This is a genomic window from Enterocloster lavalensis, from assembly GCF_046603895.1.
Taxonomy (GTDB): Bacteria; Bacillota; Clostridia; order Lachnospirales; family Lachnospiraceae; genus Enterocloster; species Enterocloster lavalensis.
The window spans coordinates 5,871,336-5,885,926 of sequence record NZ_CP176637.1; the positions used below are offsets into that span (position 1 = coordinate 5,871,336).

A 14,591-nucleotide genomic window follows, 5' to 3' on the forward strand; every position below is an offset into this window, starting at 1 on the left:
CGGACATTTTGCGGGCTGAGGAAAGGACAGTGAAATATGGAGCTGAAATGTGGGGCGGTGATCCTGGCCGGAGGCAGGGGATCGCGGTTTGGAGGCGTGAACAAGGCGGAGCTTTCTTATCTGGGGAAAAGCTTTTGCGGCCGGATCAGGGAAGAATTTGACAGACTGGGGATGGACTGCTTTTTCTCCGCGGGGGCCTATCCGCCGCCGGAGGAGCCCGGGTTAAAGGTGATCCCTGACCTGCCCGTGGAGGGAGAGGAGGGTCCCATCGGCCCAATGGGCGGAATCCTGTCCTGTTTTGAGCAGACCCGGTGCGATCTGCTGTTTTTTGTGTCCTGCGACATGCCGCTGTTTCACCGGCGCATGGCGGCGCGGCTGCTGGAGCTGTGGACTCCAGGGACGGACGCCCTGGTATGGCGGACCAGAAGCGGAAGGCTTCAGCCGCTTTGCGGGCTGTACGCCCGCTCCTGCCTGCCGGCGTTGAGAGAATGCGTGGAGCGGAGAGATTACCGCCTGATGCATTTTCTGGGAAAAATTTCATGCACTCAGGTGGAGACCTCTGCGGAACAGATTCCGGACTTCTGGTTCTGCAACGTGAATTCAAAGGAGGCATACGAGGCCTTGTCGGGCTTTTGTCCGCCGGTGCTGGCGGTCAGCGGCGTCAAGAACACGGGAAAGACCACCCTTTTGGAGCGCTTGGTGGAGTCCCTCACGGGCCGGGGCCTGCGGGTGGCGGTGGTCAAGCACGACGGCCACGATTTTGAGGCCGACGTGCCGGGAACGGACAGCCGCCGCATGCAGGAGGCCGGGGCTTACGGAACCGTGGTCTACTCGGACAAGCGGTACCTGGCGGTGAAGGAACAGACGGGTCTGTGCGCCGCGGATTTCTTTTTGCTGTTTCCCGAGGCGGACCTGATTCTTTTGGAGGGACAGAAATATTCCTCCTACCCCAAACTGCAGCTGGTCCGGCGGGAAATAGGCGGGCAGCCGGTCTGTCCGCGGGAGACGGTGCTGGCCTATGTGACGGATTGGACGGACGAGGGGGGCCGCCCGTGCCTGAGGGGGGCGGAGGTTCCGGTCTTTGGCTTCGACGAGGTAGAGCGCGTCGCGGCGTTTGCTGTGGATTTTATGGACGGAGAAGCGCGCAGGGGAGGGCTGGAATTATGACGTGTTCGGAAGCAATCCGGCAGTCCGCGGTGCTTGGCAGCGCATCCGCTTCCGGCCGGGAGGCGCTGGCCGCCTTTGGCTGCCTGAAGAAGTATGGGAGGGGAGAGCACATTTTCCGGGACAAGGAGGAGGCCTCCGCCCTGTACTTCCTGGTGGAGGGCATGGCGTCCCTCTACAAGATCAATTCCCTGGACGAGAAGAAGGTGATCTTCGTCTACGGGCCGGGGAACCTGCTGAACGAGGAGATGCTGCAGAACCTTCCGGCCTCGGTGAGCTGCGAGGCCAAGGAGAATTCCCTGGTGTTCATGATCCCAAGGGAACGGCTCTGGACCGTGATGGAGCGGGACCCGGCCCTGACCCGGGCGGTGGTGCAGTCCATGGCCTTAAAAATCCGCCGCCTGTACCGCCAGCTGAAAAATACCACCAACGCCTTAAGCGGGGAGAAGCGCCTGGCCGCCAAGCTCTTCAAGCTGGGCCGGGACTACGGCGTGGAGACGGAAAAGGGCACGCTGATCGAAATGAACTTAAGCATCACCTATCTGGCGGATATGCTGGGCTCCAAGCGGGAGACTGTATCACGGCAGGCGAAAAAACTGACCGAGCTTCAGCTGATTTCTATGGAAAAGAACCATGTCAGCATCCCGGATATGGAAAAGCTTCGAGAATATTTTAAGCAGCCGTGATGGAAATCACGGCATTTTTTGTGCGTTTCTGCTATAGTTAAAATATTAACATAGAAGGTAACAGTTCAGGACGATGAGCCATCCTGAACGGTTACCATGGAAGGAGAAACGTCTACATGGGATACCAGTTGCAGATTGAGGATATGAAGCGGTTGTTCGACCGGTGGAAAGCGGATTACACCCTGCTCGGCCCCCGGCGAATGGCGGGGGAGGGCATGTACTCCGACACGGACGTGATACGCTACGGCGAGCTGGAAAATTGGGAGGATTTGGAATGGGATCAGCGCTCCCACTACTCCTTCAAGGAGGCGGTGCTGCCCATCACCCAGATTTTATTTTACTTTACCGAGGAAACGGTGACCGAGGCCCAGGCAGAGCGGCGCAAACCGGCCCTGATTTTCCTGCGAAGCTGCGATATCCACGCCATAAAACGGCTGGATGAAATCTATCTGCGCAACCGATTTGAGGACCAATACTACAGGCGTTTGCGGGACAATATTAAGCTGGTGCTTATGAGTTGTCCTTTGTCCTGCGGCAGCGGATTCTGCGTGTCCATGGGCACCAACCGGACGGAGGACTACGACGCGGCCGTGACACCCGGAGCGGAGGGCGTGCGGATCGTCAGCAAGTGGGCGGAGCTGGACCGTGAGCTGGAGCGCCTGGGAGCCGCGCCGGTGGATTCTCAGCCGGACTCCGAGTCAGATTTCCAGCCGGACTTCCCGGAGGAGAACGCCGTGAAGGTGGAGATACCGGAACATCTGGACAGTTCGGTGATCCAGGCGCCGCTCTGGAAAGAGTACGACAGCCGCTGTATCAACTGCGGCCGCTGCAATTTCGTCTGTCCCACCTGCACCTGCTTTACCATGCAGGACATTTACTACACGGACAACGGCCGGGCGGGAGAGCGGCGCAGAGTCCACGCCTCCTGCATGGTGGACGGCTACACCGACGTGGCCGGGGGCGGCTGCTACCGGAAGGCCAACGGGGAGCGGATGCGCTTTAAGGTGCTCCACAAGATTTCGGATTTCAAGAAACAGTTCGGGTATCATATGTGCGTGGGCTGCGGACGCTGCGACGACATCTGCCCGGAATACATATCGTTTTCCGCCTGCGTGAACCGGGTGGCAGCACTGGCAAAGGAGGAGAACTGACATGAGCCGTAATGAATACATGCCTTTTTTATCCAAAATTGTGAAGGTGAGAAAGCACACGGAGATCGAGTACACCTTCACCATGACCTATGAGGGGGAGGTAAAGCCCGGCCAGTTCTTCGAGGTGTCCATCCCCAAATACGGCGAGGCCCCCATTTCCGTCAGCGGCATCGGGGACGGAACCGTGGACCTGACTATCCGCCGGGTGGGCAAGGTGACCAATGAGATTTTCGAGCGCTACGAGGGGGACAGCATATTCATGCGGGGCCCCTACGGCAACGGGTTCGACTATGAGGACTACCGCGGCGGCGAGCTGGTGGTGGTGGCCGGGGGCACCGGGGTCTCGCCGGTCCGGGGCGTGATCCGGTATTTTGCGGACCATCCTGAGGAGCGGGGGGACATGACATTGATCGCAGGCTTTAAGAGCCCCGAGGACGTGCTGTTCAAGGACGATTTCGCGGACTGGGCCGGGAAAATGAACCTGGTGCTCACCGTGGACGCCGCCGGGGAGGGCTACACCGGAAACGTGGGCCTGGTGACTAAGTATATCCCGGAACTGAAGCTCCAGGACGTGCGGACCGCCAAAGCTATTGTGGTGGGGCCTCCCGCCATGATGCGCTTTTCCGTGAAGGCCCTTTTGGAGCGGGGTATCCCGGAGGAGAACATCTGGGTCTCCTACGAGCGGAAGATGTGCTGCGGCATCGGCAAATGCGGGCACTGCCGTATCGGCGACAAATACGTCTGCGCGGACGGCCCGGTATTCCCCTACACCGTGGGCAGAGAACTGGTAGATTAGGAGGCGTAAGAGAATGGATGTCAATACAAAGAAGCTGAAGAAAAATGCGTTCCGCGTCACAAAGGAGCGGGGCCTCACCGCCTCCCGGGTCCGGGTGCCGGGCGGTCATCTGGACGCGAAGTACCTGTCCATGATCCAGGAGATCGCCGAGACCTACGGCGACGGCTCCGTGCACATGACCGTGCGCCAGGGCTTTGAGATTCCCGGAATCCGCTACGAGGACATGGATAAGGTCAACGAGCTTTTGCAGCCAATTATCGAGGGACTGAAGATCAACCAGCCGGAGCCGGGGAAGGGGTATTCCTCCTCGGGCACCCGGAACATTTCCGCCTGCGTGGGCAATAAGGTCTGTCCCTACGCCTGCTACGACACCAGCGGGTTCGCGTTTAAGATCGAGAAGGCCATATTTCCCGACGACCTGCACGTGAAGGTGGCGCTGACCGGCTGCCCCAACGACTGCGCCAAGGTGCGCATGCACGATTTCGGCATTATGGGCATGACCGAGCCCCAGTACCGGGCCGAGCGCTGTGTCAGCTGCGGGGCCTGCGAGAAGGCCTGTAAACGGAAGTCCGTGGGCGCGCTGTCCATGGTGAATTACCGGATTCAGCGCAACCACGAGAAATGCATCGGCTGCGGCGAGTGCGTGATCCAGTGTCCCACCAGGGCCTGGGTGCGCAGTGATAAAAAGTATTACCGTCTGACGCTCCTTGGCAGGACGGGCAAGAAGAACCCGCGGCTGGGCGAGGATTTCATCAAGTGGGCCGACGAGGAGAGCATTTTAAAGATCATTACCAACACCTACGACTATGTCCGGGAATACATCGACCTAAGCGCCCCGGGGGGCAAGGAACACATCGGTTACATCGTGGACCGGACGGGGTTTGAGGAATTTAAAAAATGGGCGCTGAGAGGTGTGGATCTCCCGGAGATCGCCGAGGTTTCGGAGCGGATCTACTGGGGCGGCGTCAAATACTGAGAAGGGGGAAATGAAGATGAAACGGGTACAATCGACCTGCAATTACTGCGCCCTGGACTGCAACATGGACTTCTATGTGGAGGACGGGCGCATCGTCAAGGTGCTGCCCACCAAGGGCTATCCGGTCAACGACGGCTTCTGCTGCATCAAGGGTCTGTCCCTGGACAAACAGCAGACCGTGGTCAAGACCTCTCCGCTGCCGAAGATCCGCCAGGCGGACGGCACCATGAAGGAGGTGTCCTGGGACGAGGGCTTTAAACACGTGGCGGATCAGCTCACAGCGCTCCAGGAAAAATACGGCCGGGAGAGCGTGGCAGGCATCAGCACGGGCCAGCTGACCATGGAGGAATTCGCCATTTTCGGCCATGTGATGCGCAATTACTTAAAGACCAACGTGGACGGCAACACCCGCCTCTGCATGGCCACCGCGGTGGTGGCCCACAAGCAGAGTTACGGCTTCGACGCGCCGGGTTACACCTTAAAGGACCTGGAGCTGTCCGACACCATCGTGTTCGTGGGAGCTAACCCGGTGGTGGCCCACCCCATTCTCTGGCGGCGGGTGAAGCTGAACCCGGACCCCAACAAAAAGGTCATTGTCATCGACCCCAGGGAGTCCGAGACCGCCATGAACGCGGATTACTGGTATCCGGTGCGCTGGAAGGGCGATCTCTGCCTGTTCTACACCCTGGCAAACGTGCTCATCGAAAAGGGCTGGGTGAATGAGGATTACATCGCGGCCCACACCGAGGGGTACGGGGAATTCAAGGAGTTCGTGAAGGATTTCACATTGGAAAAGGCAGAGGAGACCGCAGGTCTTGCGCCGGAGCAGATTCTGGAGCTTGCGGGGCTGATCCATGAGGGCAAACGGGTGTCCTTCTGGTGGACCATGGGCGTGAACCAGGGCTACGAGGCGGTTCGCACGGCCCAGGCTATCATCAACATCGCGCTGATGACCGGCAACATCGGCCGTCCCGGCACCGGGGCCAACTCCATCACCGGCCAGTGCAACGCCATGGGCTCCCGCGCCTACTCCAACACCGCGGTGCTCTACGCGGGCGGCGACTTCACCAACCCGGCCCGCAGGGCGGCTGTGGCAAGTGCCCTGGGCGTGGACGAGAGCGTGCTGGCGGAGAAGCCCACCGCCACCTACAACCAGATCATCGAGGGGATCAACGAGGGCCGGATCAAGGGCCTGTGGATTCTCTGCACCAACCCGCGGCACAGCTGGACCAACAACGAGACCTTTGCGGAGGCGGTGAAAAAGCTGGAGCTGTTTGTGGTTCAGGATATTTACGACACCATCGAGAGCGCGGAGCACTGCACGGTGTTCTTCCCCGTGGTTCCGGGCATCAAGAAGGAGGGCACCTACATCAACCTGGAGCGCCGCCTCTCCGGCATGCGCCCCTGTCTGCCCAGAGGGGAGAACGAGATCAGCGACTACGAGGCCATTCTGGGAGTCGGAAGGGCTCTGGGAATGGGCGATCTGCTCAAGGGCTGGGAGACGCCCAGGGACTGCTTCGAGTTGATGAAGAAATGTTCCAAGGGGATGCCCGGCGATATCACCGGTGTCACCTGGGAAATGCTGGAGAATTCCCGGGGCGTCCAGTGGCCCTTCCGGGAGGGGGAGACCCTGACCGAGGACCAGCGCCGCCTGTACGAGGACGGAAATTTCTTCACCCCCAGCAAGAAGGCCCAGTTCAAGTTCGAGGCGCCCAGGGAGAATCCCCTGCCTCTGACCGAAGAATTCCCCTATGTGTTCAACACCGGCAGAGGCTCGGTGGGGCAGTGGCACACCCAGTCCCGCACCAGGGAAGTCCAGTTCGTGGAGGACGTGTCGGCCAGGGAAGCGTATCTGTATATCAATCCGTTGACGGCACAGGAGAAGGGCATCGGGGAAAATGATTTCCTGCGGGTGCACTCGGCCAACGGGCACAGCGCTGTGTTTAGGGCAAGGATTTCCGGGCATGTGCGGGAGAAGGAGCTGTACGCGCCCATCCATTACATTGAGTGCAACAAGCTGACGCCGTCCATTTACGACCCCTATTCCAAGGAGCCGTCTTACAAGGCGACGCCGGTTTGGTTTGAGAAAGCAGAAGGAGGGAACGGTCATGTATCGGATCAAAATTGACAGAAGCCGCTGTATCGGCTGTCTGACCTGTGTGACGGCCTGCGTGGTCAGCCATGAGTCAAACGACGCCAGAAACCGGGTGGTCATCGACAGCGAGGGCAAATGCGCCCCCATTTTCTGCCGCCACTGCGACCGGCCGGAGTGCGTGTACACCTGCATGACCGGGGCCATGCACAAGAACCCGGAGAACGGTTTTGTGGAGTACGACCAGGAGAAATGCGCCAGCTGCTATATGTGCGTCATGGCCTGCCCCTACGGCGTGCTTAAGAGCGATCGCATCGAGCACAAGGAGATCATGAAGTGCGACATGTGCGTGCACCGCAGTTCGGATGGTTCCCCGGCTCCCATGTGCGTGGAAATCTGTCCCATGAAGGCGATTACGATGGAGGAGGTGGAAGCATGAGATATGTGGTATTGGGCGCCAGCGCGGCCGGAGTGAACGGCGTAAGGCAGCTGAGAAAGCGCTGTCCTGAGGCGGAAATCGTGCTGGTCAGCAAGGATCAGGAGATTTATTCCAGATGTATTCTCCACCATCTGATCGGGAACCTGCGCACCAGGGAGCAGCTCTGCTTCGCGGAGGCGGATTTTGCAGAGCGTTACCGGGTGGACTGGAGAAATGGCGTCGCCTGTACGGGCGTGGACACCGGGAAAAAGGAGGTCGCCCTGTCCGACGGCACGACGGTTTCCTACGACAAGCTGCTGATCGCAACGGGGTCCCACACCTTCCTGCCGCCAGTGAAGGGGCTGCGGGAGGCCAAAGGGGTGTACGGCTTCCGGGATATGGAGGAGACGGAGGCCATCATGGAGGCCGCAAAGGACGCGAAACATATCGTGATCATGGGCGGCGGCCTTACGGGGCTGGACGCGGCCACGGGCTTTATCCATATGGGACGCAGCGTGGAGCTGGTGGAGCTGGCGGACCGGCTGTTGGTGAAGCAGCTGGACGAGAGAGCGGCTTCGGTTTACCAGAAAGCGCTGGAGGCGAAGGGCGTGAAGATGCATTTGGGCTGCGCCCTGGAGGAAGTGCGCTGCGGCGGTGACGGGCGGGTGGTTTCCCTGACGCTCTCCGGCGGCGGAGAAATCCCCTGCGACCTGCTGGTGGTGACGGCGGGTGTGCGCTCCAACGTGGAATTCCTGGAGGGCTCGGGCCTGGAGCTGGATTCCTACGGCCTGGTGATTGATCCCCAGGGGCGCACCAACGTGGCGGACGTGTACGGAGCCGGGGACGTGACCGGGCGTTCCCCCATCTGGCCTGCGGCGGTCAAGCAGGGTATGGTGGCGGCGGACAATATGGCCGGTATTGAAGCCGGAATGGAGGACTTTTTCGCCAGCAAGTCCACCATGAATTTTCTTGACATTCCCACCATGTCCTTAGGTGTGCCGGAGAAGCCGGACGACACTTACGAGGAGATCGTGGAGGATACGGGGGATCAGTACCGCAAGGTGATCCACAAGGGCGGAAAGATCTACGGAGCCATTCTCCAGGGGGATCTGGCCTACGGCGGCGTGCTGACCCAGCTGATCGCCCGGAAAATCGACGTGTCCAGGGTGAAAAAGCCCCTGTTCTCCATCGATTACTCCGATTTCTTCCATACCGGCGACAATTTTGAATTCTACTACGAGGTGACGTAAATGAACGGAAAATTAAAAAATATGCCCATCGCCATTGTTCCCACCATGCTGGGAGCCGCGACCCTTGCCAATGTGTACCAGTCCCTTGGATACGACTGGGTGCGCCATCTGACCATGTGGGTGTCCACGGTGGTTCTGATCTGTTATATCGTGAAAATCATCCGCTTTCCCGGCGTGGTGAACAATGAGTACAAGAACACCATCCCGGCCAGCCTGTACGCCGGAATCACCATGGTGACCATGATCCTGACCAGCTATTACCGGGACTGGATTCCCGGGCCCATGCGGATTCTGCTGATCGCGGCGGTCTGCGTCCATGCGGTACATATTCTGGTGTTCCTCTGGAGAAACGTGTTCCACGGCGTGAATCTGGACACCTTTGTGCCCAGCTGGTTTGTGACCTTTAACGGCATCATGGTGTCTACCGTGGCGGGGGCGGCGGTGCTGCCTCCCATTATGGCGAAGGCCGTGCTCTGCTGGGGCCTGTTCATCTACACCGTCACCATTCCCTTCATGGTGTGGCGTCTGGCCACCCGGGAGGTGAAGCCTGCGGCCTTCCACACCCAGGCCATCGTGCTGGCTCCCTGCAGCCTGTGCCTGGTCAGCTACCTGAATGTGGTGAAGGAGCCGAGCCAGATCGTGGTGGTCATTCTCACGGTCTGCGTGATGGCCTCCCTGGCGTTTATCGTGATCAAGCTGCCCGCGTTTTATGCCGTGCCCTTTGCGCCGGGATTCGCGGGACTGACCTTCCCGATGGCCATCGGCATCGTGGCCTCCAACAAGGCGGCCGCGTATTTTGCGGGAGCGGGGCAGGAGATGATCGGAAATGTGATTAAGCAAATTGCGGGCTTCCAAATTTACCTGACAACTGCTATAATTGGGATGGTACTGTTCTGCTTCTTTAAAATGTGGCGGAATAGCATGAAAGCGGCGGCCTGAGTGTTGCGGGGCGCTGCCCGGAACGCATGAGGATTTAGAATTAAGAATTGAGAATCCGGCCGGCATGGGATTACCAAGCCGGCCGGATTTGTGATGGAATTTGAGGAGGACAGACGAAAGATGAGAGCGGGAGACTTAAAGGTGGAGAGAGAGTTTGGAGAGGGGAGCGTGGATTTCCGCGGAGCCGCGGACCGCGTATCCCTGGAGGAGGCGGCCGGTTCTCTGCTGGCGCACTGCCAGGTGATCCGGGAAACGGAGACGGTGCCGCTGCTGGACTGCACAGGCAGGGTTCTGGCGGAGGACGTGAGCGCCGGTTTTGACAACCCGCCATTTGACCGCTCGCCCGTGGACGGCTACGCGGTGCGCAGCGCGGATATCGCCCAGGCGTCCCAGGAGAATCCCGCCGTCCTCCAGGTCATCGGCGAGGTGGACGCCGGGGGCTGGTCGGATGCTGAGGTGGGGCCGGGGCAGGCCATGCGCATCATGACCGGCGCGCCCATTCCGAGAGGCGCGGACTGCTGCGTGTACCAGGAACAGACGGATTACGGGGAGGAGCGGGTTCAGGTATACAAGCCCTGTGGTCCCTGGAAGAACTACTGCTTCAAGGGCGAGGACATCGAGGCGGGAACCCTGGTCCTGAAGGAGGGAACGGCGCTGACCTATGTGGAGACAGGGATTCTGGCCGGATTGGGCCGGGAGAAGGTGAAGGTGTACCGCAGGACCAGAGTGGCGGTGTTCGCCTCCGGCGACGAGCTGGCGGAGCCGGGCACGGAGCTGGCCCCTGGCAAAATCTACGACAACAACCTGTATTTCCTGGCGGCCCGGCTGCGGGAATTAGGGGTGGAGATCACGGCCCTGGAGCGGGTTCCCGACCAGCCTGAGGTGATGGCGAAGCGGCTGGTCAGTGCCTGCGGTCAGGCGGATCTGATCATCACCACCGGCGGCGTTTCCGTGGGCAAAAAGGACATCATGCATGAGGCCCTGGCCCTGTGTAAAGCCCAGCGCCTGTTCTGGAAGATCCGCATGAAGCCGGGCATGCCCACCATCGGCTCGGTGCTGGAGGGAACGCCCGTCGTCAGCCTGTCCGGGAACCCCTTCGGCGCGCTGGCGGACTGCGAGCTTCTGGTCCGGCCCATGCTGGCCAAAGCGGGCCACAACCCGGCCTTAAATCCCGGGTCCTGCACTGCGGTCATGCCCCAGGGCTTCCCCAAGGCCAGCCCTTCCAGGCGGTTCCTCCGGGGCGTCTGCGAGAACGGCCAGGTGCGGATTCCCGAGGTGAAAAAGCACGCCTCCGGTATTTTGAGCTCCATGAGCGGCTGCAACTGCCTGGTGGACATCCCGGCGGGCACCGAGGCGGTGGAACCGGGGGGAGAGGTGCGGGTGATTCTGCTGTAAGGAAGAATTTTCGGACATAAATATGCAGGGCGCGCCCCGGTGATGGAATCATCGGGATGCGCCCTGCGTCTATTCCGCCTCCCCGGTATACGCGGGGATGTCGAAGTTTTCCGACTTGAAGCTGCTGTAAAACCTGCCCTGGCTGGCGGTGAATTTCAGGACGCAGTAGTCCGGGTCCGTGACGCCGCCGGGATAGTACATGGTGTCCCCGTCCCGCCAGATCATTTCCTTGGAAGCGCTGTCCGTTAAAACCTCCATGGTTCCGGTGAGCATGACCCCGCGGAAGAACCTGCGGTCGCAGAAATAGATGCAGGCTTTGGGATTTTGGCGGTACTGGGAGACCCGCATGGACGAGGTATTTGTGGTGAAATAAAAGGTCTCAATGCCCAGCCGTCTGCGGGGCGGCAGCATGGCCTTGGTGCAGGGCCAGCCGTTTTCGTCCACGGAGCTGATGAAGGATACCCCCTGCTTGTCGATCAGATTGCCGATGGTTTGTTCTGCGTCTCTCATAAAATGCCTCCTTTTCCTCCCATTATAGCCCGGGGCGGAGGAACCGTAAAGAAGGCACTTTTTTGTAACTATAAGAGTCCCTTTTCCCGCAGGAAATCCCCGCGGTTGTCCTCCAGCATGAGCTCGATTCCCACGCTCTGTAAAATGGAGACGGCCTCGAGGATTCTCCGCCCCCGGTCCGTGAGAAAATAATCTACCTTCAGGGGATATCCTTCGTAGGTCTGCTTGCCGACGATGCCGTACTCCGCCAGCTCCTTCAGATGCTGGATCAGCATTTTACGGCTGACGCCCAGGATGGATTTCTCCAGGGAGGACAGGGACGAGGTGCCTTTGCTCAGCTGCCAGAGGATAATGGGCTTCCATTTTCCGCGGATGATGTCGTGGGTGAGCTCCAGCGGACAGGTGTAGTCGGTGCGTTGTTTCATGATGATTCCTCCCTTGTAAGCGGTTCTGTAGTTTATTATAGGGCATGGGATGGAAATGCACAAGCGGGGATGCCGGGAGAATGTTTGTGAAAAATAGATAAAAAGTGACGTTGTATTTTGTGCGCATTTTAAATTGACATTCATGCTGTTTTCTGTTTATACTATACCTAGTTAAAAACAAAACAAAGTGTGTTACTGGTCATGCAGGCATTAGCTATTGAGAACATGGAAATGTTCTTATTAGTTAATGCCTTTTTGTGTGTGGTGGACCGCGGGCTTTACCTGCGGGGACCGCACGGAGTTTCCGGGGAAGATCATTGCGGCCGCAGATCAGGGAGACGGGCATGAAAAGGGCGCACGGAAAGGAATGTGTGAGATGAAAGATAAAATTTTCAGCGTATTACAGCGTGTGGGAAGAAGCTTTATGCTGCCCATCGCGATTCTTCCGGTGGCGGGGCTTCTGCTGGGTATCGGCAGCTCCTTCACCAATGCGACGACCATCGCAACCTATGGATTGGAGGCGTTCCTGGGAGATGGAACCCTGCTTCACAGCCTGCTCACCATCATGAGCAAGGCGGGCAGCGTGATCTTCGACAACCTGCCGATTATCTTTGCCGTGGGCGTGGCCATCGGCATGGCGAAGGCCGAGAAGGAGGTGGCGGCCCTCTCCGCCATGATCGCCTTCCTGGTCATGAACATTTCCATTAACGCAGTGCTTCAGAACACCGGCAAGGTGCTGGCGGACGGCTCTGTAGCCGAGGGCGTGCTGGAGGGGACCATCACCAGCGTTCTGGGGATTCAGACTTTGCAGATGGGCGTGTTCGGCGGTATTATCGTGGGCCTTGGCGTGGCGGCGCTGCACAACCGGTATCACAAGATCGTGCTGCCAAATGCGCTGTCCTTCTTCGGAGGTTCCCGGTTTGTGCCGATCATTTCTACCATCACCTACGTGTTTGTGGGGATTCTGATGTACTTTGTGTGGCCGGTGGTGCAGAACGCCATTTTCGCACTGGGCGGACTGGTGACGGGCACCGGATATGTGGGAACCCTGATTTTCGGGATTGTGAAGCGGGCGCTGATTCCCTTCGGCCTGCACCACGTGTTTTACCTGCCCTTCTGGCAGACGGCGGTGGGTGGCACCATGATGGTGGACGGCAGCCTGATCCAGGGCGGACAGAATATTTTCTTCGCACAGCTGGCCTCCTCCAACGTGGCCCATTTCAGCGCCGACGCAACCCGGTATTTCTCCGGTGAGTTCATTTTCATGATCTTCGGCCTGCCCGGCGCGGCCCTGGCCATGTACCGCTGCGCTAAGCCGGAAAAGAAGAAGGCTGCGGGCGGCCTGCTGCTCTCGGCGGCGCTTACCTGTATGCTGACGGGCATCACGGAGCCCATCGAGTTCTCCTTCCTGTTCGTGGCGCCCATGCTGTTCGGGGTGCAGGTGATCCTGGCAGGCGCGGCGTATATGATCGCCCATATGCTGAATATCGCGGTGGGACTGACGTTCTCCGGCGGACTGCTGGATCTGCTGATTTTCGGCATTTTGCAGGGCAACGCGAAGACCAGCTGGATGTGGATTATTCCGGTGGGCGTGGTTTATTTCTTCCTGTATTACTTTATTTTCAGCTTTTTGATCAAGAAGTTTAACCTGAAAACGCCGGGCCGCGAGGAGGAGGACGAGGAAACGCGCCTCTACACCAAGGCGGATGTGAACGCGAAGCGGACTGGGAACGGTTCGGAGGCGGGGCAGACGGGCGCCGCTGTGGACCAGAGAAGCGCGGATATCGCACGTTTCCTGGGTGGAAAGAAGAATATTACTTCTGTGGACTGCTGCGCTACAAGGCTGCGCTGCTCCGTGGAGCGGCCGGAGCTGGTGGACGAGAAGGGACTGAAGGCCACGGGGGCCGTGGGCGTGATTAAGAAGGGCCAGGGCGTTCAGGTGATCTATGGGCCGAATGTGACGGTGATTAAGGCGGAGTTGGAAGGGTATTTGGAGCAGATGGGGGATGAGAGCGCGGAGGCGCAGGGCGCAGGTCTGGGACAGGATACGGCGCAGGGCAGAGGCGCAGGGAATGCGGAGGATCAGGACGGCGGACTGGGCCAGGGGACGGCGCAGGGCGCAGAGGCAGGGAACGTAAACCGGCAGGGCAGCCAGACGGATGGCCAGGGCGCAGGTGAAGGCCAGGTGAGCGAGCCCGGAGCAGATGCCGCTCAGGAAGCGCCGCAGGCAGCCCAGCAGCCCGCCCGCCACATCCTCTGCTCGCCCTTCAACGGCACGGCGGCCCCCATCACTGAAGCGCCGGACGAGGCGTTTTCCAGCAAGATGATGGGCGACGGGTATGTGGTGAAGCCCTCGGACGGCCAGGTGGTGATGCCAGAGGACGGGGAGATTATGTTCGTGTTCCCCTCCAAGCACGCCATTGGACTGAAAACTGAGGACGGCATGGAGTATCTGCTGCACATCGGCGTGGACACGGTGAAGCTGGACGGAAAGGGATTTGAGGTGTTCGTTCAGGATGGACAGAAGGTGAAGAGGGGTCAGCTTCTCATGAAGTTCGATCTGGATTATATCAGGGCGAACGCGGCTTCGGACGCCTGTATGGCAGTGTTTACCGGCCTGTCCGAGGGACAGTCGGTGCACATGGAGCGCGCCGGACAGGTGAACGCATTGGATGAGATCGCGTGGTATTAATAGAAAAACTCTCTCCGGCCGGTGGCAGTTTTCCGAATTTTCGGGTATAATCAAGGAAACGAATTCATGTTGTCGGTCTGGCGGCCGATGGCATGGT

Annotated in this window: 13 protein-coding genes; 11 read left to right on the top strand and 2 right to left on the bottom strand. The window is 59.4% G+C overall.

Features of this window, described 5'->3' with window-relative positions; genetic code table 11:
* Positions 1-36: 36 nt before the first annotated feature.
* The 10 genes from mobB to glp all read left to right on the top strand — a co-directional run bounded on the left by mobB (position 37) and on the right by glp (position 10,867).
* Positions 37-1,167, top strand: a complete 1,131-nt coding sequence (gene mobB / locus ACK2JC_RS26310; RefSeq protein ID WP_320936970.1) for a molybdopterin-guanine dinucleotide biosynthesis protein B — start codon at positions 37-39, stop codon at positions 1,165-1,167.
* Complete coding sequence (locus ACK2JC_RS26315) at positions 1,164-1,850, top strand: Crp/Fnr family transcriptional regulator (RefSeq protein WP_118754098.1); 687 nt, start codon at positions 1,164-1,166, stop codon at positions 1,848-1,850. The genes mobB and ACK2JC_RS26315 overlap by 4 nt, the downstream gene beginning before the upstream one ends.
* Before the next feature lie 116 nt (positions 1,851-1,966).
* On the top strand, positions 1,967-3,001 hold the full coding sequence (asrA, locus tag ACK2JC_RS26320; RefSeq protein WP_320936969.1) for an anaerobic sulfite reductase subunit AsrA: 1,035 nt from the start codon (positions 1,967-1,969) through the stop codon (positions 2,999-3,001).
* Position 3,002: 1 nt separating this feature from the next.
* On the top strand, positions 3,003-3,797 hold the full coding sequence (gene asrB / locus ACK2JC_RS26325) for an anaerobic sulfite reductase subunit AsrB (protein ID WP_320936968.1): 795 nt from the start codon (positions 3,003-3,005) through the stop codon (positions 3,795-3,797).
* Between the two features lie 13 nt (positions 3,798-3,810).
* Positions 3,811-4,773, top strand: a complete 963-nt coding sequence (asrC, locus tag ACK2JC_RS26330) for a sulfite reductase subunit C (RefSeq protein WP_118754095.1) — start codon at positions 3,811-3,813, stop codon at positions 4,771-4,773.
* Positions 4,774-4,789: 16 nt separating this feature from the next.
* Entirely contained in the window at positions 4,790-6,901 is a 2,112-nt protein-coding gene (locus ACK2JC_RS26335) for a molybdopterin oxidoreductase family protein (protein ID WP_302327315.1), read from the top strand.
* The gene (locus ACK2JC_RS26340) at positions 6,882-7,304 is read left to right on the top strand and encodes a 4Fe-4S dicluster domain-containing protein (protein WP_302327314.1); all 423 of its coding nucleotides are present in this window, start codon (positions 6,882-6,884) and stop codon (positions 7,302-7,304) included. Before ACK2JC_RS26335 ends, ACK2JC_RS26340 begins: the two co-directional genes overlap by 20 nt.
* Positions 7,301-8,533 carry an NAD(P)/FAD-dependent oxidoreductase gene (locus ACK2JC_RS26345; RefSeq protein WP_118754094.1) on the top strand — a complete coding sequence of 411 codons (1,233 nt, stop codon included), beginning with the start codon at positions 7,301-7,303 and terminating at the stop codon, positions 8,531-8,533. The genes ACK2JC_RS26340 and ACK2JC_RS26345 overlap by 4 nt, the downstream gene beginning before the upstream one ends.
* Positions 8,534-9,472: a TDT family transporter gene (locus ACK2JC_RS26350; RefSeq protein ID WP_092361165.1), complete on the top strand. Its 939-nt coding sequence runs from the start codon at positions 8,534-8,536 to the stop codon at positions 9,470-9,472. It abuts the gene before it with no gap.
* Positions 9,473-9,592: 120 nt separating this feature from the next.
* A complete protein-coding gene (gene glp / locus ACK2JC_RS26355; RefSeq protein ID WP_320936967.1) occupies positions 9,593-10,867 on the top strand; it encodes a gephyrin-like molybdotransferase Glp in 1,275 nt (424 codons plus the stop codon).
* A 69-nt stretch (positions 10,868-10,936) separates the two neighbouring features.
* Here glp and ACK2JC_RS26360 read toward each other — a convergent pair whose 3' ends face one another.
* A complete protein-coding gene (locus ACK2JC_RS26360) occupies positions 10,937-11,377 on the bottom strand; it encodes a pyridoxamine 5'-phosphate oxidase family protein (RefSeq protein WP_092361167.1) in 441 nt (146 codons plus the stop codon).
* A 68-nt stretch (positions 11,378-11,445) separates the two neighbouring features.
* Positions 11,446-11,802: a winged helix-turn-helix transcriptional regulator gene (locus tag ACK2JC_RS26365; RefSeq protein WP_368271326.1), complete on the bottom strand. Its 357-nt coding sequence runs from the start codon at positions 11,800-11,802 to the stop codon at positions 11,446-11,448.
* 376 nt (positions 11,803-12,178) lie between these two features.
* Here ACK2JC_RS26365 and ACK2JC_RS26370 point away from each other — a divergent pair, with 376 nt between their 5' ends.
* Positions 12,179-14,494, top strand: coding sequence for a glucose PTS transporter subunit IIA (locus tag ACK2JC_RS26370; protein WP_320936966.1), 2,316 nt, complete (start codon positions 12,179-12,181; stop codon positions 14,492-14,494).
* Positions 14,495-14,591: the final 97 nt, after the last annotated feature.